This window comes from Pseudidiomarina andamanensis (genome assembly GCF_009734345.1).
Classification (GTDB): domain Bacteria; phylum Pseudomonadota; class Gammaproteobacteria; order Enterobacterales; family Alteromonadaceae; genus Pseudidiomarina; species Pseudidiomarina andamanensis.
In genome coordinates, this window is sequence record NZ_CP032551.1 from 327,161 (window position 1) to 350,338 (window position 23,178).

Sequence of the window (23,178 nt, forward strand, 5' to 3'; positions counted from 1 at the left end):
ATGGTCTACCTGGTGGAGCTCTGGGAATCTATCAGGGATTTTCTGGGTACCGGTGGCGACGTCTTGTACGTCGTCATGGGGGCGCTCTTTCTCATGTGGGTTCTCATGATTGAGCGTTATTGGTTCCTGACCGGCGTATTCCCTAAGCTGAAGAAACAAATCATCAGCGACTGGGATGCCCGGAAAGATACCACCTCATGGTACGCTCACAAAATCCGTGATGCATGGATTTCTGAAGCCGACGAAAAACTAAATGCGCGTATTTTGTTGATCAAAACCTGCGTAGCGATTTGTCCGTTAATCGGACTACTAGGTACCGTAACGGGTATGATTGCAGTATTTGAAATCATGGCTGTACAAGGTACCGGTAACCCACGCTTGATGGCGTCGGGTATTTCGATGGCAACAATCCCGACAATGGCGGGCATGGTTGCAGCATTGTCAGGTATGTTCTTCGCCTCTCGCTTAGAAGCACGGGTGCGTCGAGCGAAAGAAAGATTGATCGACAGTTTGCCACATCATTAAGAGAGAAGAATTATGGCACGTAAACGTTTTCGTGAAGAGGAAGATGCAGCGATCGATATGACGCCGATGCTCGACATCGTATTCATCATGTTGATCTTCTTCATCGTAACCACCTCTTTCGTTAAAGAAGCTGGTATTGACGTGAACAAGCCAGAAGCGAGTCAGGCGGAGAAGAAACCTTCTGCCAACATCTTTATCGCAATTCGTGCGAATGGCGAAGTTTGGATGGACAAGCGTATGGTTGATGTAGAGCGTGTAGGCGCGAACATCGAACGTCTATTGGCAGAACAGCCAACTGATATCGTAGTGATTCAGGCGGACAAAGAAGCCAAGCATGGTGTTGTCGTAAAAGTCATGGATCAAATTAAGGAAGCGGGTATTGACAAGATATCCATAGCCGCAGAGGACGATTAATATGGTGCGCTTTATAGTATCAATACTATTAGGTGCTGCAGCTACGTTCCTTCTGTTCGCTTTCATGGCTTTTTTGATTAGCGGCGGTGAGGGACGTAACGAAGGTCCACCACCGACTGCACCGATCGAACTTGTAACAACGCCACCGGATTCGGATGTGGATCAGCGTCGCCGTACGCCACCACCACCTCCGCCTCCGCCTCAGCAACCGCCTGAGACTCCGCCAAACGAGCCTGATACTTCAGACTCAGATGGTATGAATCTCGACTTAGGTTTTGAGGTAGATGTTGGTGGTACCGATACAGGCTTGAACGCTGGCGGTTTGATGGTTCGCGACGGTGAAGCAACACCTATCGTTCGTATCAACCCACGCTATCCGCCTGCAGCGGCACGTGACGGTATTCAAGGTTGGGTGCAATTGCGCTTTACAATCGACGAAACCGGCGGTGTAACTGACGTTGAAGTTATCGACTCAGAGCCACGTCGTGTGTTTGACCAAGAAGCTCGTCGCGCATTATTGCGTTGGAAGTACAAGCCGAAGGTTGTTGACGGTAAAGCTGTACGCCAGCCAGGTCAGACGGTCCAGCTCGACTTTACGTTGGATATGGAGTAATAGATGATGCACAAAAAACTCACAACATTAATTAGTGCGAGTGTATTGTGTACTGTGATGGCAGCCGCACCAGCGCCTGCCGCCTCACAAGAAATCAATTACAACTTGCCATCGGCTGAACAAGTCGAAGCTGCCAAGCAAAGCCGCCGCAATCAGACGGTTAGCGAGCGTGTTGGCCGTCGTTTGATGACTGCATTGGACTTATATACCGAAGAAGAAGACACTAAAGGTGCTATCGCTATTTTGGTGGAAATTGACCCAAGTAGTGAATTTGATACCGCTTATGTGAATCGTTTTCTCGGTAATCTCTATGCAGCGGACGGTCAAGAGCGTAAAGCATTTGATTTGGTCAAACGTGCAGCTGATGCTGATGTTCTAGGTCATGGCGACCAAGCATTGGTGTTGAAGTTAACTGCAGACCTAGCATTGCAGCTTGAAGAATACCGTACTGCACTAACCTACTACGGTAAGTGGTTACAGTTTACTGGTGAAGCTGATCCAGATGTGTTTTTGCGAATTGCGAATGCTTTTTATGAGTTGAAGCAATTTGACAAAATTGTTCGCCCAGCAGATTTAGCAATTCAAGCTTATGAAGCTGAAGGTGAAGTCAACAAAAACCCATATGTGTTAAAAGTTGCAGCTTACTACGAGACTGAGCAGTACAAAGAAGCAATTAAAGTACTTGAAGTCGGTTTGAATAAACTACCTACTGAGAAAGTATGGTGGAGTCAGTTAGGCATGCTTTATATGCTGACTGAGAATATCGACAAAGCGTTACAAACGTTAGAAATTGCGTATCTTGCAGGTTATTTGGACAAAGAAAGCCAGATTAAGGCGATGATCCAACTGTTTGCTAACTCGCAAATTCCATACAAAGCAGCCACTCTTATGGTTAAGCATTTAAATGCTGGCGATATTGAGAAAACTGCTCGTAACTACCAAAGTGCGGCAAGTAGCTTCGAGCAAGCTCGTGAATATGCTAAAGCAGCAGAAATGTACGGTTTATCAGCGAATCTCCAAGAGACTCAAGCTGACAAGGCCGAGTTCTTCCGTCGTCAAGGTAACGCTTACCTTCGCGCAGAACAGTACATGAAAGCAGCTGACGCTTATATGAAAGCTTTAGACCAAGGTATTGAAGAGCCAGGTCGTGTATATATGTCTTTAACGGAAGCTTATTTCTATGAAAACAATTTCCGTGAAGCATTGAAATATGTACAAGAAGCGAAGAAACATCGTGACCAGCGTCGCAATGCGGCAAGTTGGGAACAGTATATTCGCCAAAAAGCTTCTAATCGCGGCGTTTCACTGTAATCTGATTACAGAGCATTGTTAAATATTGAGTAAAACCCCGCTTTTTAGCGGGGTTTTTTTGTTTCTCTTGAACTATTGTTATAGAAGACATGTCGAATTAAAAAATGCTAGTCTATTGATCGAGAACAACATAAGAGGAATTCTCCATGAAAGCGATGAAAAAATCAGTTTCAGTAGCAGTGGGTGCATTATTAGTAAGTGCAGCGGGTGTAACAGCTTCTGCGAATCCATTTGGTTTTACTGAGTTACCTGGTGGCTATCAGCAAGAGCAGCAACAGCAACAGAAGCAAGAAATGCGTTGCGGCGGAAACAAAGATGCCAAGAAAGCCAAAGAAGGCAAATGTGGCGAAGGCAAGTGCGGTGAAGGCAAATGTGGTGGCGACAAAGCCATGGAAAAAATGGACGAGAAAGCTAAAGAACGCATGAGCGAGAAAGCCAAAGAAGGTAAATGTGGCGAAGGCAAATGTGGCGAAGGGAAGTGCGGCGCATAGTTGGTTTAGGATTACGACGGGAGTTCTTAGCGGACGTTTTGCAACAGAATCCCGTCGTCGATTTTTGGGAAATCGCACCAGAAAATTGGCTCGAGCGTGGCTATGAAGCAACCTATCAGCTTGATCGCCTGCGCGAGCATTACCCGTTGTTTTGCCATGGTCTCTCGCTGTCTATTGGCAGCCCCGATCCGTTAGACGAATCTTTTATATTAAAGATTAAAGCATTTCTCGAACGCTTCAATATCGACCGTTATAGCGAACATTTAAGCTATTGCTCGGCAGGCGGTCATTTGTATGATTTACTGCCTATCCCTTTCAGTGAAGAAGCTGCCGATTATGTTGCACAGCGTGTGAAGCGCGTTCAAGAGCTATTAGAGCGTCCTTTGATATTAGAAAATGTTTCGTACTATGCGCCGGCCGCAACGGAACTTAATGAACTTGAGTTCATTAATCGCGTGTTAGAACAAGCCAATTGTGAACTGTTACTTGATGTGAATAATGTGTTTGTGAATAGCGTCAACCATCAGTACGACCCAATTCAATTTATCAAGGGATTACCAACTGAGCGCATCAGTTATGGGCATATTGCCGGACACTTTGAAGAAGAACCTGACCTGCTCATTGATACGCATGGTGCACCAGTGCGCCCCGAAGTATTAGAGTTACTGGCATTAAGTTATGAGCATCATGGCCCATTTCCGGTGTTGTTAGAACGTGACTTCAATATTCCACCTTTAGCCGAGCTATTGAAAGAAATGCAGGCAGTCAAAAATGTAACGCAACAGCCTGAGGTTGCATGAGTAATTTTCAGCGTATTCAACAACAATGGTCGCAGTGGTTGCGTCAACCGGATAGCGCTGAACGGCCAAATGTCGAAGGGCGACGTTTAAAGGTGTATCAGCGGTTGGTTCGTAACAACATAGAAAGTTTTATCACAAGAGGCTTTCCGGTGTTGTTCAGCACTCTGACTACAGAGCAGGAACGTGAAATGCTGCGCGCCTTTGTGGCAACGCATCAATCAAAGTCACCGCTATTTTCGGCGATTGGAGCTGAATTTGTTGAATTTTTAGCGACGTTTGAAGCGCCATGGTTACCTGAATGGAGTTATCAACTCGCTGTTTACGAACGTATGGAAGTTGATGTCTATCATTTTGACTTGCCTTGTATTTTACCGCCGCTTGATACCGAACTAGAGCAAGTTGTTTGGCAAGTAAACCCATCACTGCAGTGGCATGCATTTGATTATCCCGTGCACACCATTCAACCTGACATCATTCCGAGTGAACCGCTTGAGCAGCCATGTTATTTGGCGGTATATCGCGTTGATGACATCGGCAATGATAATTTCACGTCCGCGGTCAAATTTCTGCAACTTAATGCTGTTACCATGATGCTTGTCGATTATTTGATTCAGCGTCCTCATCTTACACTGCTGGCAATTGCTGAACATCTAGCCGGTCAGTTACCACAATTTTCGCCAGAACAATTGCATCAAGGTTTGCTCGCGACGGTGCCAGAAACTATACCAAAGAGCTTTGTTGTTCCCGAGCCACAATTAAAGTATGATCCGCACCGCAAATTTTAGTCAGTGAGGTTGTATTTTATGGCACATGATGAAAACTTCCGTGATGAATCGGGCGTAAAAATGGGCTGGCTTGCAGTAATCGTATTTGTTGCAGTACCAGTATTACCAGCAATTTTAGGTTGGTATAAGTTCTTTTCAGCATAAGCTGTTAACTTAAATAGGCATATTATGTCACTTCAATTATTGCTGGTTGAGGATAAACCAGCGACGCGGGAGCAATTGCTGCAAATTATTGAGCAAAGCCCGTTTACGGTTAGCTGTGCCAATGATGGCCTCGACGGCTTAAATCGTTCTAAAAGTCAGTATTTCGATGTGGTGTTGGTGGATCACAAGATGCCATTGATGGACGGCTTGGCGCTGATTAAAAATCTGCGTCAGTCGGAACATTACCAACAAACGCCAATTATTTTGATGACCACACAAGATGCTGCGCAAGTTCAACCACTAGCAGATAAAGCTGGTGCGAATTTGTGCTTGCCAAAACCTGTAGAAGCGCAACGTCTTTTGGGATTACTCAATGATCTTGCTGCGACAACAGGTAATCCGCAACAAACAACTGCCTGAGATATTCAATGCAGATAGAAAGCTTTATCCGAGCCATTCCGGATTATCCAAAACCCGGCATTTTATTTCGTGATATCACACCGCTACTTGCTGATGGTGAAGCATTTCGGCACACGATTAATGTACTTGCTGAGCGTTATCGTGAACAAGGTGTTACCAAAATTGTAGGCATTGAAGCTCGTGGGTTTATTTTTGCCACCGCATTAGCTTACGCGATGGGAATTGGCTTCGTGCCCTTACGGAAGCCGGGTAAACTGCCACGCAAAACCGTGTCACAAACGTATGCGCTGGAGTATGGTGAAGATAAATTGGAACTTCACGCTGACGATATTAACGCTGCCGATAAGGTGGTGGTCGTTGACGATTTACTGGCGACCGGTGGCACAATTTTGGCAGCGGTAGAAATGCTCAAGAAGCAGCAAGCGACCATTATTGAATGCGCATTTATTATCACGCTTGCAGATTTACCAGGTGCTCAGCGGTTACAACAAGCCAAGATTCCATACTATACCCTGTGCTCATTTTAAGGTAAGTTAGCTACTTATCTGAAGCGACAGATTGAGAAGATATTGGCCATGAGCTATCAAGTTCTCGCACGTAAGTGGCGACCCCGCAATTTTGGCGAAGTAGTTGGGCAACAACATGTGTTGAAGCCGCTCTTTAATGCCTTACAAACAGGTCGATTACATCACGCCTGGTTACTCACCGGTACTCGCGGTGTTGGTAAAACAACCATTGCTCGAATACTTGCAAAAAGCCTCAATTGTGAGCAAGGGATCACCGCGGAACCTTGCGGTCAATGTAGTGCCTGCACGGCTATCGATCAGGGACGCTTTGTTGATCTTCTAGAAATCGATGCCGCTTCACGAACCAAAGTTGAAGATACGCGTGAATTACTCGATAACGTACAGTACGCACCAACCCAAGGTCGCTTTAAGGTCTATCTGATAGACGAAGTGCACATGTTATCGCGCCATAGCTTCAATGCGTTGTTAAAAACGCTTGAAGAGCCGCCTGAGCACGTTAAATTTTTATTAGCGACAACTGACCCGCAAAAACTGCCTATTACGGTGCTATCCCGCTGTTTACAGTTCAATTTGAAAGCGTTGTCGCGCGATGAAATTGCCAACCACTTAATGCAGGTACTCAAATCCGAGAATATCGCTTTTGAGGAGCCGGCAATACAGGCATTGGCGCGTGCCGCGCAGGGCAGTATGCGCGATGCTTTGAGTTTAACAGACCAAGCCATTGCGCAAGGCGACCATTCGGTAAGCATGCATGGCGTGCAACAAATGCTTGGCAGTGTTCCGAGTTTCCAATTAATTAACCTGATGCAAAATGTGTTGAGTGGTGATGCGGAAACAATGCTTAGTACGCTAGAGCAAGTTGCGGGACAAGTACCTGATCTCAGTGGGTTATTGCCAGAGCTGCAAAACCTTATTCACCAGATGGCATTGTACAAAGCGGTGCCAGAAACCGCCCATGCCACCGGTTTAGAGCAAGCTGGGCAGCATTTAGCACAGCAGTTACCAGCTGAGTTATTACAGGTGTTCTACGACATATTGGTTCAAGGTCGTCGTGATTTAAATTACGCGAGTGACGTTCGTAGTGGTGTCGAAATGACGCTACTGCGCTTAATGGCATTTCGGCCAGAATATCTCGAGGTAGTAGAAACGCCGGCCGAGATGGTCACCAAGATAAAGCCAGTAACAGCAACGGCACCACCGCCATCGGCCCTGACTGATGATATGCCAGCAGAGCGGTTGCATCAGGTAGATAATTCGAATCATCACGATGCGGCAAATTATGATGCGGTTGCTGAAGAACCTGAGTCTCATACAGAAGTTCGTGGCGAAGTTAATCCAGAAGCGAATGCAGAACAAGCTGCCGACTTTAATGAAAGTGTCGCGCCATCTGAATTAGAAGGGACGCAAGAGCCCACCCCGCAAAGTGATTTACAGGCGCTGTTAGCAACACGTAGCGCACTGGCGCAAAAAAAAAATCGTGAAGTAACAACAAGTGAAGCTGCCAACGAGCCGGCTCAGAAACAACCTGCAGTTGAACAAGCTGACACCAAGTTGAATCAACAGGCTAAGCATGAACCGCCTCAAGAGCAGCCTCAAGAAGCTGCTCAAACAGCGCCTCAATCAGCGGAAAACACGCCGATTGAGATGCCAGAAATTGATGCGCAAATCACCGATAGCACGCAACGGGCCGCAGAAATTGATCGTTGGTCAGCCATGATTGATGCACTCGATTTGCATGGTTTGACGCGGCAGTTGGCGCGTAATAGTGTGTTGCAAAAAGAACACGACCAGTATGTGTTAATGGTGAGAAAAAACTGGGCCTACCTGTTGAATGACGGCGCAGTCGGCACCATTAAAGAAGCCATGGCGACGCAATTTGATATGACGTTGCGTGATATTTTGGTGGGTGATGCCGAGGCTGCAACGCCGGTTGAAATTCAGCAGCGCATTAATACTCATCGATTGAACATCGCGCAGCAAACGCTGGCGAAAGACCCGATTGCGCAGCAAATTGAAAGCGAATTTGGAGCACAGCTAAAGGCTGACTCCGTCAAACCAGATTAATGATAGAAAACAGAGGTAGTTATGTTTAAAGGTGGTGGTTTAGGCAACATGATGAAGCAGGCGCAGCAAATGCAGGAGCGTATGCAAAAAGCGCAGGCTGAAATCGCAAACCTTGAAGTAACGGGCGAAGCCGGTGCTGGTATGGTTAAAGTAACCATGTTAGGTAACCATAATGTTCGTCGCGTGAGCATCGACCCTAGCTTGTTTGAAGACGACGACAGCGAAATGATTGAAGATTTGGTTGCTGCGGCAATTAATGATGCAGTGCGTCGCGTTGAGCAAACCAGCAAAGACAAAATGGCTGAAGTCACTGGCGGTATGAATTTACCACCAGGTTTTAAAATGCCTTTCTAAATGCGGGTGAAGCATGCGTCTTAGTCCGGCAATACAAGAGCTTGTGCAAGCGTTACGGTTATTACCAGGCGTTGGCCCAAAGAGCGCGCAACGCATGACATTTCAGTTGCTAGAACGGCAGCGCGAAGGCGCTTTGCGGCTAGCACATGCGTTAACGGAAGCCGTGGAGAAAGTGGGGCATTGTAACCAATGTCGCACGCTCACCGAGGAAGAAACGTGCGCGATTTGCGCCAACGCCAAGCGTCGTGAGAGTGGCTTGCTGTGCATTGTCGAGACACCTGCGGACGTATTAGCCATAGAGCAAACAGGACAGTACCAAGGTTGTTACTTTGTGCTAATGGGGCATTTGTCACCGTTAGATGGCATAGGACCCGAAGATATTGGCTTGGATGTATTGGCAAAACGTTTGCAACAAGAAGCGATTGAAGAAATTATTCTTGCAACCAACCCTACTGTTGAAGGTGAAGCCACAGCTCACTTTATCGCCGATTTAGCGCGGTCTCGAAACATTCGAACCTCGCGGATTGCACACGGCGTGCCGGTAGGAGGCGAGCTTGAATATGTGGATCAAGCAACACTTGGGCACGCCTTCAGTGGTCGTAAGGTTATCGATCACAACTAACCTGCATAAATTACTGAAAATGGCGCTTGAAAAGCGAAGCGCCATCCCCATCTTTCTTCTATACCCATCTAATCATTGTTGATTAATCGTAAGATAGTGTAGGAGAAATCACTATGGCGGAGACCCGTCAAGCAGAAACCCACGGTTTTCAAACCGAAGTGAAGCAGTTGCTTCATTTAATGATTCATTCACTTTATTCAAATAAAGAAATCTTTCTGCGCGAGCTCGTATCGAATGCATCGGATGCTGCCGATAAGCTACGTTTCAAAGCATTAAGCGATAGTACGTTACTCGCTGACGATGCTGAGTTGTTCGTGCGCGTGAGTGCTGATAAAGATGCTGGTACCATTACCATCAGCGATAACGGTATTGGTATGACGCGCGATGAAGTCATGACGAATCTCGGTACTATCGCAAAATCGGGTACCGCTGATTTCTTTAGTCAATTGTCTGGTGACCAGGCAAAAGATAGCCGCTTAATTGGTCAGTTTGGTGTTGGCTTCTATTCGGCATTTATTGTCGCCGACAGCGTGACCGTTCGCACCCGTGCCGCTGGTTCGGACACTGCTATTGAGTGGTTCTCACGCGGAGAAGGTGAGTACGATCTGCGTGATATCGAAAAAGCGAAACGCGGTACCGATATTATCTTGCATTTGCGCGATGACGCGCATGAGTACCTTGATGAGTGGCGCTTAAAGAGCATCATCACAAAATACTCAGACCACTTAAGTATTCCTGTTCAAATGCCGAAGCGTGACGATGACCAGAAACAAGACGGTTGGGAATCGGTTAACTCTGGGCAAGCGTTGTGGACTCGTGAAAAGTCAGAAATATCAGATGACGAATACAAAGAGTTCTACAAGACTATTGCGCACGATTTCGATGAACCGTTGTTGTGGAGCCACAATAAGGTTGAAGGCACATCAGAATATACCAGCTTACTTTACATTCCGAAGCGCGCGCCATGGGATTTATGGAATCGTGAAACGCAACACGGTATTAAACTGTATGTAAAACGCGTATTCATTATGGATGACGCCAAGCAGTTAATGCCGACCTATCTGCGTTTTGTGCGCGGTTTAATGGATTCATCGGATCTGCCGCTGAACGTGTCTCGCGAAATTTTGCAGGACAACAAAATTACTCGCTCCATGCGCAATGGTAGCACTAAGAAAATTCTAAGTATGCTGAGTAAGCTGGCCAAAGACGATGCCGAGAAGTATCAAGAATTTTGGAATACCTTTGGTGCGGTATTAAAAGAAGGGCCAGCGGAAGACCAAGGCAACCAAGAAACCATTGCGAGCTTACTACGTTTTGCCTCAACTCATGAAGATACAAGTGAAGCGAAGGTTAGCTTAGACGCTTACATTGAACGCATGCCTGAGAAGCAGGAAAAGATCTACTACATTGTCGCGGACAGTTATGAAGCTGCTCGTGATAACCCAGCGTTGGAGATTTTCCGCAAGAAGGGCATCGAAGTATTGCTGCTGTCTGAGCGTATCGATGAGTGGCTAATGAGCCATTTGACCGAGTACAAGGAAAAATCATTCCAGTCAGTTACTCGCGGAGACCTTGACCTTGGCGAGCTTGATGATGCTGAAACCAAGAAGCAGCAAGAAGCTTCTGAAAAAGCCTTTGAAACTCAGCTGAAGCGTTTTGAGAAAGCGTTGGGTGATACGGTTAAAACAGTGCGTGTGACGCATCGTTTGACTGAATCACCGGCGTGTATTGTTACCGATGACAATGACATGAGTACGCAAATGGCCAAGCTGATGGAAGCGGCTGGACAGAAAGTACCAGAAACGAAGTATATTTTTGAAATAAACCCAGAGCATACCTTGGTTCAACGCATTGTCGAATTGGATGACGACAGTCGCTTCAGTGAGTGGGCACACGTATTGCTTGATCAAGCAACACTTGCGGAGCGCGGTAGCTTGAAAGATCCGGCTAAATTTGTCGCTCGTATGAATAAGTTGATGCTCGACTTAACGCAAGCATAAGTGCAAGCATAACTGTTAATAGCAGCGAGTATTCGACAAAGGTGCGGAAAATTCCAGCAATTAGCTTGAGTAAGAGCATTGTCCGACGAAAGTCGGCAATACTCGGACTTGTAAAGCCTGTTGGTGCAAGGTAAAGTTCGACCTTAACTTATCCGCATTAAACAAATTAAGTAAAAGAGGTTGTTCATGCGCATTATCCTGTTGGGCGCACCAGGCGCAGGGAAAGGTACACAAGCGCAGTTCTTAATGAAAACTTTTGGGATTCCGCAAATCTCAACGGGTGACATGTTACGAGCTGCAATTAAGGACGGTACCGAATTAGGTAAGCAAGCTAAAGCGGTCATGGATGCCGGTAAATTAGTGTCTGACGACATTATGATTGGCTTGGTCAAAGAGCGCGTGGCACAGCCTGATTGTCAAAACGGCTTTTTACTTGATGGTTTCCCACGGACAATTCCACAAGCCGATGGTATGCATGCTGCCGGTATCGATGTTGACGTGGTACTTGAATTTGACGTGCCGGACGAAGTGATTGTTGAGCGTATGGCTGGTCGCCGTGTGCATCCGGGTTCAGGTCGTGTGTATCATGTAACTTACAATCCACCGAAAGTGGAAGGTAAGGATGACGAAACAGGCGATGATTTGGTGATTCGCGATGACGACAAAGAAGAAACTGTGCGTAAGCGCTTGGCAATTTATCATGAACAAACCGAGCCTTTAGTTGCATATTATCGTAAACTAGCCGAACAAGGTCAGGTTCAATTCCATAAAATTGATGGAACTGGTGACGTAGAAGACATTAGTAACGAGCTCGGTCGCTTGTTGAAATAAGCTTCGCGTTATCTGAAGAATTCCAAAAGCCCACCTTGTGTGGGCTTTTTTGTATAAACTCACAGTTCGTTCATACACTCTTTGTTCATAAAAAGGATAACAATCATGGACATGACGTTAACGATTAGTATGTTGTATGCAGGCTTATTGACGCTGCTTTATGTTGCGCTTTCGGTCAATATTATTCGGTTACGCTGGCGTGACCGTGTCGGCATCGGTACCGGTGATTCGCAAGACTTGAAAGTCGCAGTACGCATTCATGGTAACTTCGCTGAGTATGTTCCATTGTCATTAATTCTGTTTGTTTTAATGGAATTGCAAGGCGCTTCAGCAGCGCTTCTTCATGCACTAGGCGCAGCATTTTTCGTTGCCCGCGTGTGTCATGCACTAGGTCTAACGATGTCTATTGGACCGTCATGGGCACGCACTGTGGGTGTACTCGGTACCTTTGGTGTGTTGCTGTTGCAAGCCGGCTTTGTCATTGGCGTATTTATTGGTGGCTCGTTATGACCTCATTACCTGGCGTGCATCGCTTCGGAGTCGCTGGAAAACAACCGCTACTCTTATTGCACAGCTCGCAAAGTAATAGTGGTCAATGGCGCAGCCTGATTACGCAGCTTGAAGCTCAGTTTGATATTTTAGCGGTTGATTTACTGGGATATGGTAAAGCGCCGGCTGCTGAAGATATAGAACCTGAAGCATTTCGGTTTACCGATGAATTACCTCGTGTCTTAGAAGCAATTGTGGCCGCGCAATGGCAACAACCCATCACCGTTGTCGGTCATTCCTATGGCGGCGCATTGGCATTGAAGATTGCGTTAGAAAAGCCGGTTTCAGTGCGTGAATTGGTGGTGTTTGAGCCGGTGGCGTTTCATATACTTGAAGCGAATGAACCAGCCCGTATTGAAATAGAAAAAATAGCGGCGCAAATGTATCAACATGATGCCGAAGCGGCGACGCGGGCTTTCGTCGACTATTGGAATCAGCCGGGCTATTTTGATGCATTACCAGAGCGAATTCGTGCGGGTATGGTACTTCAGGCCGGTAAAGTCACAAAAGATTTTGCGGCGTTGATGGGCGAACCACATAAGTTATCTGATTACCGTCATGTCGATATGCCAGTGTTGGTGTTGCAAGGCAAGCATACGCAAGAAAGTGCCCGTTGTGTGGCGCATCATCTGCTGCAAGTGATGCCAAATGCCCAAGCGGAAATTTTGAATTGTGGTCATATGGGACCCGTGACGCATGCACCATTAGTGAACCCTGAAATTGTTGCATTCGTTACTAAAGAGCATGAAGTGGTGGCATGAATCAATTCGCTTTGTTTCGTGAGCATCCGCAACTCATTTATTTCGATAGCGCCGCAACCTGTCAGGTTCCTGACGTGGTTATGCAAGCGTTTACGGACTATTACCAACAGCATCATGCGAATGTACACCGAGCAAGTCATCAACTGGGGCGTGCGGCAACCAGTGCTTTAGAAACAGCGCGCTCGACGCTCGCTTCATTTATAGGCGCGAGTGCTGCGAATGTTGCGTTACTGCCATCGACCACCGCGGCACTAAACGGTTTAGCGCAGCAAGTGCCAGTGAAATGGCAAGCTGGCGATGAAATTTTACTCTCGACAGCCGAGCACCATGCCAATATTTTACCGTGGCAACGTCTAGCAAATGAACACCAGTTAATCCTGCGATATATTCCAATTGATCCAGAAACTGGTGACTTAGGCGACTGGCAAGCGTTACTCAACGAGCGTACGCGGGTAGTAAGTATCACTGCAGCGAGTAATATTACAGGCGCTTTGTTTTCGATTACACCGTTATTGCTGGCGGCACAAGCACGGGGCGCGTGGACCATTGTTGATGCTGCTCAAGCGGCTGCACATACATCAATTCAAGTCACTGAGCTTCATTGTGATGCACTCGTTTTCAGCACGCACAAAGTTTATAGCGTGAATGGTTGTGCCGTGGTGTATTTGAGTGATGCACTGCGTGACAGTATGGCGCCATTTCAGGTTGGTGGCGGCATTGTACAGCGTGTCACGTTTACAGAAGCTGAATTTATTGATGGTATTCATAAATTTGAAGCTGGTAGCCCCAATACAGCTGCGGCAGTGGCTGCGGCGACAGCCGTGACATGGCTTCAAAAGCAAAAAGATGTCGCTCATTTAGCGCAGTTACGCCAACAACTGGTGCGTGAATTACACCAACGCCCGTGGCTTACCGTATTGCCGAGTGGGGCGCACGCAACACCCACAGTGGCATTTTACAGCGACGCATTTCAAGCCTTTGACATTGCCGCTTGGTTAGACCAACACCAGATTGCCGTGCGCGCAGGGCATCACTGCGCACAATTATTATTACAACAATGGCAGTTACCAGCGGTCGTCAGAGTCTCATTAGGGGCGTATAATACCGCCTCGCAAATAACCCGTTTTCTTGAAACCTTGGACGCTGGCTGGGCCTTGTTCGGCTCAGACTAGGAGTACAGAAGTGGAACAACCCAACCATTGGTGGACTGAGTCAATTAAGTTAGCTCGGCTCACGGGCCCTATTTTGATCGCTCAACTGACGCAAATGCTGATGAGCGTTGTCGATACCTTAATGGCAGGGCGTGTCAGTGCCACTGATCTTGCAGCTGTTTCTGTAGGCGGCAGTATGTGGGTACCGTCTACGTTAATTATCATGGGGCTTGCACTGGCATTGGCACCAATCATTTCTCATTTTGATGGTGCGGGTAAACACCATAAAGTTGGGAATATGGTGCAGCAGGGCATCTATGCCGCATTAATAGGTGGTGTTCTGTGCTTTGTTGTTATCCAAGCGGCACCGCTGATTCTCAACGCCATGTCGGTTGAAGATGAGTTTCGTCGGGTCACGCTCGATTACCTATTTTACGTGAGCTTTGGTATTCCAGCGCTGGTGCTTTACATGGTGCTGCGCAACTTTTGCGAAGGGTTATCACACACGGTGCCCTCGTTAGTGATTGGCGTACTCGGTCTGCTGGTCAATATTCCGGTGAACTATATCTTTATTTATGGTGAGTTTGGTATGCCTGCCCTCGGTGGCGCTGGCTGTGGCTTGGCGACAGCCATTGTGTTGTGGGTGATGGCACTCGGCATGCTGGTTTATGTGTCGGTGGTTGAACGATTCAAAAAATTGCAGATATTTAAAACCTTCCACGCGCCGAACTGGGATGATATTTGGTACATCGTGCGTATTGGTTTTCCGATTGCAACGTCGATGTTTTTTGAAGTGAGTTTATTTGCCGCCGCGGCGTTGGTTATAGCGCCGCTGGGTGCCACGGTGGTCGCCAGTCATCAAATTGCACTGAATATTTCGTCGTTGGTTTATATGGTGCCATTAAGTTTATCGATGGCCGTTACGCTGCGCGTTGGCTTTGCGTTGGGAGCTGGTAATCCAGCTAACGCAATGTTAAGCCACAAGCTCGCAACGGTTTATGGGATGACTTTTGCTGCCGTTAACGGTCTCATTATGTATCTTGCTGGCGCATGGTTAGCTGGTTTGTACACCGATGATCAGGCGGTTATTCAACTATCTGCAACCCTGATGGGATTAGCGGCAATTTTCACGCTCTCGGATACCTTCCAAGCCATTGCGATGGGAACATTGCGTGGCTACAAAGATACCAAAGTGGTGATGTTCATTACCTTTGTGTCGTATTGGCCGTTTGGCTTAAGCTTAGGGATTATTCTGTCGCTGACCGACTGGATTGTGCCATCAATGGGCGCTGCCGGTATGTGGATTGGCTTTATCGTAGGCTTAAGCTGCGCCGCGGTATTATTGAGCTGGCGACTGTTGATAGTCAGTCGCCGTTATAAAGTCGCTCATGCGGCGCGGTTTGTAGAAGAGTCAACGGCTCACGATTGATGCCGCTGATGCAATACTTCGAGTACGTCATTCAAGGTTAAATCGCGGGCAGCCAATGTCACTAAAAGGTGATAGAGCAAGTCCGCGCTCTCATTCAATAGTTCTTTAGAATCGCCAGCCGCTGCGGCTAAAGCAACCTCGACACCTTCCTCGCCAACTTTTTGTGCCGCACGTTTAACACCTTCGGCAAATAGCGAAGCGGTATAACTACTATCAACTGGGGCACCACGACGTGATTCAATGGTATCCATTAAGCGTTGCAGCATCGGTTGCGATTGCGCATCGGTAAAACAGCTGCGAGTGCCTAAATGGCAGGTAGGGCCCGACGGCTTAACCAATATCAATAGGCTATCTTGGTCACAATCGGTGTGCACGCTAACAAGTTCAAGCGTGTTACCTGAGCTTTCACCTTTCGTCCACAAACGTTGCTTGCTGCGACTATAAAAAGTCACTTGGCTGGTTGCCAAGGTTTGCTGCAGCGCCTCGCTATTCATATAGCCTTGCATCAGTATTTCACCGCTTAATGCATGTTGCACAATCGCCGGCAATAAGTTGTCACCTTTCGCAAAATCGACGGTGTCGATATTCGTTTGATTTATTCGCATGAGTTACTCCTTGTCGCCGATTCACACCGGCCGAATGGCAATGCCTGCCCGCTGTAATGCTTGCTTGAGTGCTTTAATTTTGATAATTCCTTTATGAAATACCGAAGCGGCAAGGGCACCATCAACATCTGCTTGATCAAAAACTTGCTCAAAATGTTCAATGCTACCGGCACCGCCCGATGCAATTAACGGCACCGGACAATCAGCACGCAACATTTTTAATTGGTCAATATCGTAACCTTTACGCACGCCGTCTTGATTCATACAGTTCAGAACGATTTCTCCAGCACCGCGAGCAATTACCTCACGCAACCAATCACGCGTTTGCCACGCAGTTTTTTGGGTACGCGTTTCATCGCCAGTGAATTGATAAACTTCGAAGGCATTCGTTTCCGCGTTATAAAAGCTATCGATGCCTATGACAATGCATTGCTGCCCAAATTCTTCAACGAGAGTGTTGATCAGACTTGGGTCGCGCAGGGCAGGCGAGTTGATTGAAATTTTATCGGCACCCATCGCCAGAATTTCTTGTGCTTGTGTAATTGAGCTGATGCCACCGGCAACGGTAAATGGAATATCGATCAAGCGTGCAATCCGCTCAACCCAGGATTTATCGACAACGCGAGCATCGGATGACGCGGTAATATCGTAAAATACCAATTCGTCAGCGCCAGCTCGCGCATAACGCTCAGCTAATGGCTCAATGGCTCCAATCACTTCGTGATTACGAAATTGAACGCCTTTCACCACTTCACCGTTACGAACATCAAGGCATGGAATTATGCGTTTGGCCAGCATTGTAGTGCCTCCGTCAAGGTGAACTTACCAGTCAACAATGCCTTTCCAAGAATTACGGAATCGCAGTTAATGGCCTGCAATGCCTCTAAATCATCTAAGCTGGCAACCCCGCCTGACGCTTGCAGTTGAAGCTGCGGATAAAGCTGTTTGAGCTGTTGGTAAAGCGCAACATTGGTACCGGTTAACATGCCATCACGGCTAATATCGGTACAAAGCACATGGCGAAGCCCATATGGCAAATAGCTATCAATGAGCTCGGTCAACGTTGTCGTTGAGGTTTCCTGCCAGCCGTGGGTGGCAACATAAGCAACGCCGTTGCTGTCGATATTCACGTCTAAGGCGAGCACAATGGCATCTGGTCCGAATTCTTGTAGCCACTGCTGCACCAGTCGCGGCTCGCGCACGGCAACCGAACCGACAACCGCACGCTGCACACCAGCTGCATAAAGCTGTTCGAGGTCGGCTTGGTTGCGGATACCACCGCCAACTTGTACGTTCATGGTGGTATTCGCGGTAATGGTTTTGAGTAACGCTAGTTGGCGTTGTGAGGTATCACGCGCACCATCTAAATCGACTAGGTGTAACCACTCTGCACCTGCTTTCTCGTAAGCTTCAACCAGTGTGAGCGGATTACTCGAATAGGTCGTTTGCCGTGCGAAATCACCTTGCTGTAAACGCACAACTTCGCCATTAATCAAATCAAGCGCGGGTATCAGCATCAGTTAACTCCAAAAAATTCTTTAATAATTGAGCGCCGGCGTTGCCAGAGCGTTCTGGGTGAAATTGCGCACCAAAATAGTTCTTATGCCGAATCATGGCAGCAAACTCTTGGCCATAATCACATTGCGCGATGGTTGAATCGTCTTTCGCAACGGCAAAGCTATGCACAAAGTAAAACCACGCCTCGGTGTCCATGTTTCGCAATAGCGGGTTGCATCCAATCGCGGTTACCGTATTCCAACCCATGTGTGGTAGTGGCAGCTCACCAGCTTGCAGACGCACCGTTTTTGCAGGAATCACACCTAAACAATCCACCTCGCCTTCGGCTGACCAATCGGTTAATAACTGCATACCTAAACAAATACCAAGCACCGGCTGCTGCAAGTTTTGCAAGGTTTCGACAAGCTCAAGACGCTGTAAGTTGCGCATGGCTGCTTGCGCCGTACCAACACCCGGTAGTATGACCCGGTCCGCTGCAGCAATTCGAGCGGCATCAGCGGTGACTTCTGGGGTAACGCCTAAGCGTTCAAAAGCAAACCGAACCGAGCTCAAATTTGCGCAAGCGGTGTCAACAATCACTAAATTCTGTTGTGTCATGCCAACATTCCTTTACTGGATGGCAGTTCATCACTGGTGCCTTTGGCAATGGCTTGACGCAAGGCACGACCAAACACTTTGAATAAACTCTCAACCTGGTGGTGCGCATTTCCCTCCGTGGTGCTTAAGTGCAGCGAAATGGCCATCGCGTCGCTCAACGAGCGGAAAAAGTGACTGACCATTTCGGTAGATAGCTCACCGACGGTGTCGCGACTGAATTGTGCATTCCACTGCAAATAAGGACGACCAGACAAATCAATCAAACATTCGGCACGGCACTCATCCATCGGTAATGCAAAACCGAAGCGGCCAATACCACGCTTATCACCTAAGGCTTGGCGCAACGCCTGACCAATTGCGAGGGCGGTATCTTCGACCGTGTGATGCTCGTCAATGTGCAGATCGCCAGATACGTCGAGTGCTAACGAAAAGCCGCCGTGCGTCGCAATTTGCTCGAGCATGTGATCGAAAAAGCCAATACCAGTGCTGATGCGAATCGGCTGCGCTTTATCTAAATCGACGGCCACTTTTATATCGGTTTCGCGAGTTGTACGCTGCACCGAAGCAACCCGTGGGCGGCTGATTAACTGGTGCGCAATATCTTGCCAGGTATTGTTCGTACGATCATAACGAATGCCTTGAATACCCATGTTCTTAGCAAGCTGCATGTCGGTATCGCGGTCGCCGATAACGTATGAATCAGTGAAATCAACTTTGCCTTGCACCAAGTAATCGCGCACTAAGCCAAGTTTCGGCTTGCGGCACGAGCAGTTGTCTTCGTCAAAGTGCGGGCAAATCAACACATCGTCAAAGCGGACCCCTTGCGAAGTGAAAATTGCCATCATCAGGTCATGTGGCGCATCAAAGTTGGCTTGCGGAAAGCTATCGGTACCTAAACCGTCTTGATTCGATACCATCACCAGACGATAGCCTTTGTTTTGTAGCGCTAACAAGGTTGGAATCACCTGCGGCTCAAACACTAACTTCGCAATGCTATCTAACTGCTTATCCACTGGCGGCTCTTCAACTAACGTGCCATCGCGATCGATAAATAAAATTTTCTGTGGGCTGTTTGAACTCATGGCAATACCTCCATTAACTGCTGCATCTCTGCTGCGCTTCCGATGCTGACACGGACGCTGTTGTTTAGGCCGCGTTGTGCTGACTGATTACGAATTAAGACACCACCAAGACGACATTGCTCGACGAGCTGTTCCGCATTTTCGACATCCAGTAAGACAAAGTTGGTGCAGCTTGGCCAAACCTTTTTAACCCAAGGCTTATTTGCTATGGCTTCTACAAAGGCTAGGCGTTGGGCTGTGGTTTCGGCAATTGCTTGCTGCATTGCCGCTATACCCTCGACAGATAGCGCTTTTTCAGCAATATCTAAGCACGGCTGTGGCATTGGGTACGGTGCTATCACTTTACGCAGTACGTCAATCACATCCGTGTTGGCAAGCGCGAAGCCACAGCGGATTGCCGCTAAGCCAAAGGCCTTTGACAAGGTTCGCATCACCACAAGCTGCGGGTACTTCGCTAGCCACTGGCTTACTTCATTCAATGCTTGAACGTTTCTGTTTGTCGTTAATTCATGCGCCGCAAACTCGATATAGGCTTCATCCACAACCACAAGAGCTCGGTCGCCAACGCTGTCAATCAGTCGCTTTAGTTCCGCTAAATTTAGTTTATTGCCAAGTGGGTTTGACGGATTACATACGAAGACTAATTTGATGCGTTGTGAGCTTGAAGCCATTGCCGCCAACATACCATCCACATTCAACTGAAAAGTACCATCTTCGGCGCTAACCAGCGGCACATCAACCACACCAGCGCCTTGGGTTTGAGCACTAATGGCGTACATACCGTAAGTTGGGGTTGTGATCATGATGGCATCTTGCCCAGGTTCGCAGAAGCTGCGAATCAGCAAATCAATCGCTTCGTCGCTGCCTCGACAGCTCAATACTTGCTCGGCGTTGACTTGGGCATAGTTAGCGTAGGCTTGGTTGAGCGTCGCACTTTGAAAGCTTGGGTAACGATTCAACTGCGTTGCTGTTTCCGCCAAAACCGGCGTGACTGGCGCTTCGTTGGCATTAAGCCAAACCGCACCACCGCTCATGCTACGACGTGCCGATGCGTACGGTGTTAACTCGGCTAAGTGCGTACGTTGTAAAGTTGCGGCTAGCGTCATGATTGATTCTCCAAGCGAATGCTGACGGCACGAGCATGTGCTCTCAAACCTTCTGTTTCAGCGAGTGTGATAATCGCTTTACTCAGTTGCGCTAACCCTTGCTTCGAAACGGTTTGGGTGGTGTAGCGGCGATAAAAATCAAGCAAGCCAAGGCTACTGTAGTTGCGCGCAAAGCCATATGTTGGCAACACGTGATTTGTTCCGGTGGCGTAATCACCACCAGACTCAGGGGTATAGTGGCCGATAAAAATGGAGCCCGCCAACGTGAGTTGTGGAAGATACTGTTCGGCATCATCCATCTGCACTGATAAGTGCTCTGGCGCGTAGCGTTGGCTGATCTGGCAAGCTTGTTCAAGCGATTCAGTTTGAATCAACGCACTTTGTTCTAGCGCCTTACGAGCTGTTGCAGATCGCGGTAGTACTTCAAGTTGCTGCTCGATAGCCGATTGCGTGGCTTCAATGAGAGACGTGCTTGGGCTCACCAAGATAACCTGTGAATCAGCGCCGTGTTCGGCTTGCGATAATAAATCGGCTGCAACAAAAGCAGGATTGGCCGTGTCATCAGCAATGACAAGTAACTCAGAAGGGCCCGCAGGCATATCAATGGCAGGACCGCCGCTGCGCTGCGCAACTTGTTGTTTTGCTGCAGTTACAAAGCTGTTTCCTGGGCCAAATATTTTGGCTACCGGCGCAATACTTTCGGTACCCACTGCGAGTGCTGCAATCGCTTGTGCTCCGCCACATCGATACACTTCGGTAATGCCACATTTTTGCGCCACATACATTAGGGCTGGGCTAAGCTCACCATTCTTATCTGGCGGACTGACAAGCACACGACGTGGATTATTCGCGATTTGTGCCGGCACACCTAACATCAGCGCGGTCGATGGCAATACGGCAGTACCGCCCGGGATATAAAGACCTACTGCGTTCAATGCGTCAAAGCGTTGCGTACAAACAACGCCCGGCGCGGTTTCAACACGAATGTCTTGCGGTTGTTGCTGTAAGTGAAACGCACGAATAGTCGCATAGGCCGTATCAATCGCTTGTTGCACATCGGTTGAGAGTTTATTCGCTTGCGCTGCGATGTCAGCCTCACTGTAGCGCAATTCGTTTAATGTTTCGCAATCAAACTGACGGGTGTAGCGCAAGACGGCAACATCGCCTTCATTGGCAACGGCATCAATGATTGCCGCAACTTGTTGCTGCAATTCAGCCGATTGGCTTTGCGCTGGTCGCGCAAGCACATCAGCTTGTTGTTGGTCGGATAATTGTGACCATTGAAATACGCGCATGGCTTACCCCATCATCTTCTCAATCGGCAGCACTAAAATAGAGCTGCAACCAATTTCCTTTAATTCTTCCATGGTTTCCCAGAACAATTTTTCAGTGCTGACGACGTGCACTGCCACAAGCTCATCGGTGTGGCTTAACGGCAGTATGGTAGGGCGCTCGGCACCAGGTAATAACTCAACCACTTGCTCAAGTGCTTTCACAGGGGCGTGTAGCATGATGTATTTGCTTTCGCGCGCCATTTGCACACCGTCAATGCGTGGCAGTAATTGATCGACAATAGCCTGCTTTGCCGCTGATAATGGTTCAGGGCGTTGAATCAATTGCGCTTGCGAGCGGAAAATTACTTCTTTTTCGACCAAACCGTTGGCCTCTAACGTTGCGCCGGTTGAGACTAAATCACATACCGCATCAGCCAGCCCCGCACGTGGTGCCACTTCAACACTACCGGTAAGAATCGCGTTGTTAGCTGATACGCCACGGTCCTGTAAATAGTTCTGCAGCAAGTACGGGTAAGTTGTTGCAATGCGCTTGCCATCAAGATCTTGAATACCGTTGTAGGCTTCTTCCTTTGGTACCGCAATGGATAAACGGCACTGGCCAAAATCAAGCGCACGTAAACGCTGCACGTCGCAGGCAAGTTGGGTAGCTTTGCGCTCAAGTCGTACTTCTTCCAACACGTTTTCGCCAACCAAGCCAAGATCAACCACACCATCCATCACTAAACCTGGAATGTCGTCATCGCGCACCCGCAACAAATCAACTGGCTGGTTACTGCTGTGCGCTAATAAGCGTGCTTCGTGCAAACTGAATTTGAAGCCACAAGCTTGCAAAAGAGCAATGGATTCTTTACTTAAACGTCCTGATTTTTGAATCGCAATGGTTAAACGCTGTGAATTCTTATCGACGACCATGTAAAACTCCTAATAAAAAACCCCGCAAAGGGCGCCTTGCGGGGTTCGTTATGAATTCAGTGAAGGCAGCCCCAAAATATTTGAGTTAGCCTTCAGAGAATGTCTGGGCTAACACAGATGTAGATGATGGTGATGCTGCTTTAAAATCATAAAATCGTTGTTCGTTATTCGTTGTTCGTTATTGGTTATTCGAAGGGCTTGTTTAGCTCTTCGATTAAAGTACGGGTTAATTGTATAGGTATTTTTGCCGCTATCAACCAATAAAAACAAAG

27 protein-coding genes are annotated in these 23,178 nt (G+C 47.8%); 19 read left to right on the forward strand and 8 right to left on the reverse strand.

Annotation, left to right across the window (positions count from 1 at the left end):
- From D3795_RS01470 to D3795_RS01555, 19 genes are all read left to right on the forward strand, one after another.
- On the forward strand, window positions 1–525 hold the full coding sequence (locus tag D3795_RS01470; protein WP_156265836.1) for a MotA/TolQ/ExbB proton channel family protein: 525 nt from the start codon (window positions 1–3) through the stop codon (window positions 523–525).
- 12 nt (window positions 526–537) lie between these two features.
- Entirely contained in the window at window positions 538–939 is a 402-nt protein-coding gene (locus D3795_RS01475) for an ExbD/TolR family protein (RefSeq protein WP_092855554.1), read from the forward strand.
- Window position 940: 1 nt separating this feature from the next.
- Window positions 941–1,552, forward strand: coding sequence for an energy transducer TonB (locus D3795_RS01480; protein ID WP_092855552.1), 612 nt, complete (start codon window positions 941–943; stop codon window positions 1,550–1,552).
- A gap of 3 nt (window positions 1,553–1,555) precedes the next feature.
- Window positions 1,556–2,863 (forward strand): hypothetical protein, encoded by a 1,308-nt coding sequence (locus D3795_RS11475; protein ID WP_310942366.1) that lies wholly within the window; start codon window positions 1,556–1,558, stop codon window positions 2,861–2,863.
- Between the two features lie 146 nt (window positions 2,864–3,009).
- On the forward strand, window positions 3,010–3,354 hold the full coding sequence (locus D3795_RS01490) for an HvfA family oxazolone/thioamide-modified RiPP metallophore (protein ID WP_156265837.1): 345 nt from the start codon (window positions 3,010–3,012) through the stop codon (window positions 3,352–3,354).
- Window positions 3,342–4,154 carry an HvfB family MNIO-type RiPP peptide maturase gene (locus tag D3795_RS01495; protein ID WP_445936688.1) on the forward strand — a complete coding sequence of 271 codons (813 nt, stop codon included), beginning with the start codon at window positions 3,342–3,344 and terminating at the stop codon, window positions 4,152–4,154. The genes D3795_RS01490 and D3795_RS01495 overlap by 13 nt, the downstream gene beginning before the upstream one ends.
- Window positions 4,151–4,939, forward strand: coding sequence for an HvfC family RiPP maturation protein (locus tag D3795_RS01500; RefSeq protein WP_156265839.1), 789 nt, complete (start codon window positions 4,151–4,153; stop codon window positions 4,937–4,939). Before D3795_RS01495 ends, D3795_RS01500 begins: the two co-directional genes overlap by 4 nt.
- Before the next feature lie 18 nt (window positions 4,940–4,957).
- Complete coding sequence (locus D3795_RS11510) at window positions 4,958–5,083, forward strand: hypothetical protein (protein ID WP_310942368.1); 126 nt, start codon at window positions 4,958–4,960, stop codon at window positions 5,081–5,083.
- Between the two features lie 24 nt (window positions 5,084–5,107).
- Window positions 5,108–5,503, forward strand: coding sequence for a response regulator (locus D3795_RS01505; protein WP_156265840.1), 396 nt, complete (start codon window positions 5,108–5,110; stop codon window positions 5,501–5,503).
- Window positions 5,504–5,511: 8 nt separating this feature from the next.
- Window positions 5,512–6,030, forward strand: coding sequence for an adenine phosphoribosyltransferase (apt, locus tag D3795_RS01510; protein ID WP_156265841.1), 519 nt, complete (start codon window positions 5,512–5,514; stop codon window positions 6,028–6,030).
- A gap of 48 nt (window positions 6,031–6,078) precedes the next feature.
- The gene (gene dnaX, locus D3795_RS01515; protein ID WP_156265842.1) at window positions 6,079–8,094 is read left to right on the forward strand and encodes a DNA polymerase III subunit gamma/tau; all 2,016 of its coding nucleotides are present in this window, start codon (window positions 6,079–6,081) and stop codon (window positions 8,092–8,094) included.
- Window positions 8,095–8,115: 21 nt separating this feature from the next.
- Window positions 8,116–8,448, forward strand: a complete 333-nt coding sequence (locus D3795_RS01520; protein WP_156265843.1) for a YbaB/EbfC family nucleoid-associated protein — start codon at window positions 8,116–8,118, stop codon at window positions 8,446–8,448.
- Window positions 8,449–8,461: 13 nt separating this feature from the next.
- The gene (gene recR / locus D3795_RS01525; protein ID WP_156265844.1) at window positions 8,462–9,070 is read left to right on the forward strand and encodes a recombination mediator RecR; all 609 of its coding nucleotides are present in this window, start codon (window positions 8,462–8,464) and stop codon (window positions 9,068–9,070) included.
- Window positions 9,071–9,183: 113 nt separating this feature from the next.
- Window positions 9,184–11,070 (forward strand): molecular chaperone HtpG, encoded by a 1,887-nt coding sequence (gene htpG, locus D3795_RS01530; protein ID WP_156265845.1) that lies wholly within the window; start codon window positions 9,184–9,186, stop codon window positions 11,068–11,070.
- A 186-nt stretch (window positions 11,071–11,256) separates the two neighbouring features.
- Window positions 11,257–11,901: an adenylate kinase gene (gene adk, locus D3795_RS01535; protein ID WP_156265846.1), complete on the forward strand. Its 645-nt coding sequence runs from the start codon at window positions 11,257–11,259 to the stop codon at window positions 11,899–11,901.
- 105 nt (window positions 11,902–12,006) lie between these two features.
- Entirely contained in the window at window positions 12,007–12,411 is a 405-nt protein-coding gene (locus tag D3795_RS01540) for an MAPEG family protein (RefSeq protein ID WP_156265847.1), read from the forward strand.
- A complete protein-coding gene (locus D3795_RS01545) occupies window positions 12,408–13,211 on the forward strand; it encodes an alpha/beta fold hydrolase (RefSeq protein WP_156265848.1) in 804 nt (267 codons plus the stop codon). The genes D3795_RS01540 and D3795_RS01545 overlap by 4 nt, the downstream gene beginning before the upstream one ends.
- Window positions 13,208–14,383: an aminotransferase class V-fold PLP-dependent enzyme gene (locus D3795_RS01550; RefSeq protein WP_156265849.1), complete on the forward strand. Its 1,176-nt coding sequence runs from the start codon at window positions 13,208–13,210 to the stop codon at window positions 14,381–14,383. The genes D3795_RS01545 and D3795_RS01550 overlap by 4 nt, the downstream gene beginning before the upstream one ends.
- Before the next feature lie 10 nt (window positions 14,384–14,393).
- Window positions 14,394–15,791, forward strand: a complete 1,398-nt coding sequence (locus D3795_RS01555) for an MATE family efflux transporter (protein ID WP_310942369.1) — start codon at window positions 14,394–14,396, stop codon at window positions 15,789–15,791.
- Here D3795_RS01555 and hisIE read toward each other — a convergent pair.
- Genes hisIE through hisG form a run of 8 tightly spaced genes read right to left on the reverse strand, consistent with a single transcriptional unit; the run spans window position 15,782 to window position 22,906 of the window.
- Window positions 15,782–16,396: a bifunctional phosphoribosyl-AMP cyclohydrolase/phosphoribosyl-ATP diphosphatase HisIE gene (hisIE, locus tag D3795_RS01560; protein ID WP_156265850.1), complete on the reverse strand. Its 615-nt coding sequence runs from the start codon at window positions 16,394–16,396 to the stop codon at window positions 15,782–15,784. The two genes, D3795_RS01555 and hisIE, sit on opposite strands and share 10 nt — an antisense overlap.
- 21 nt (window positions 16,397–16,417) lie before the next feature.
- Window positions 16,418–17,194 carry an imidazole glycerol phosphate synthase subunit HisF gene (hisF, locus tag D3795_RS01565; protein WP_156265851.1) on the reverse strand — a complete coding sequence of 259 codons (777 nt, stop codon included), beginning with the start codon at window positions 17,192–17,194 and terminating at the stop codon, window positions 16,418–16,420.
- Window positions 17,176–17,913, reverse strand: coding sequence for a 1-(5-phosphoribosyl)-5-[(5-phosphoribosylamino)methylideneamino]imidazole-4-carboxamide isomerase (hisA, locus tag D3795_RS01570; RefSeq protein WP_156265852.1), 738 nt, complete (start codon window positions 17,911–17,913; stop codon window positions 17,176–17,178). The genes hisF and hisA overlap by 19 nt, the downstream gene beginning before the upstream one ends.
- Complete coding sequence (gene hisH / locus D3795_RS01575; protein WP_156265853.1) at window positions 17,894–18,511, reverse strand: imidazole glycerol phosphate synthase subunit HisH; 618 nt, start codon at window positions 18,509–18,511, stop codon at window positions 17,894–17,896. Before hisH ends, hisA begins: the two co-directional genes overlap by 20 nt.
- Window positions 18,508–19,593, reverse strand: coding sequence for a bifunctional histidinol-phosphatase/imidazoleglycerol-phosphate dehydratase HisB (gene hisB / locus D3795_RS01580; protein WP_156265854.1), 1,086 nt, complete (start codon window positions 19,591–19,593; stop codon window positions 18,508–18,510). The genes hisH and hisB overlap by 4 nt, the downstream gene beginning before the upstream one ends.
- Entirely contained in the window at window positions 19,590–20,699 is a 1,110-nt protein-coding gene (gene hisC / locus D3795_RS01585; protein WP_156265855.1) for a histidinol-phosphate transaminase, read from the reverse strand. Before hisC ends, hisB begins: the two co-directional genes overlap by 4 nt.
- Window positions 20,696–21,994 carry a histidinol dehydrogenase gene (hisD, locus tag D3795_RS01590; protein ID WP_156265856.1) on the reverse strand — a complete coding sequence of 433 codons (1,299 nt, stop codon included), beginning with the start codon at window positions 21,992–21,994 and terminating at the stop codon, window positions 20,696–20,698. The genes hisC and hisD overlap by 4 nt, the downstream gene beginning before the upstream one ends.
- Window positions 21,995–21,997: 3 nt before the next feature.
- Window positions 21,998–22,906: an ATP phosphoribosyltransferase gene (gene hisG, locus D3795_RS01595; protein ID WP_156265857.1), complete on the reverse strand. Its 909-nt coding sequence runs from the start codon at window positions 22,904–22,906 to the stop codon at window positions 21,998–22,000.
- Window positions 22,907–23,178: the final 272 nt, after the last annotated feature.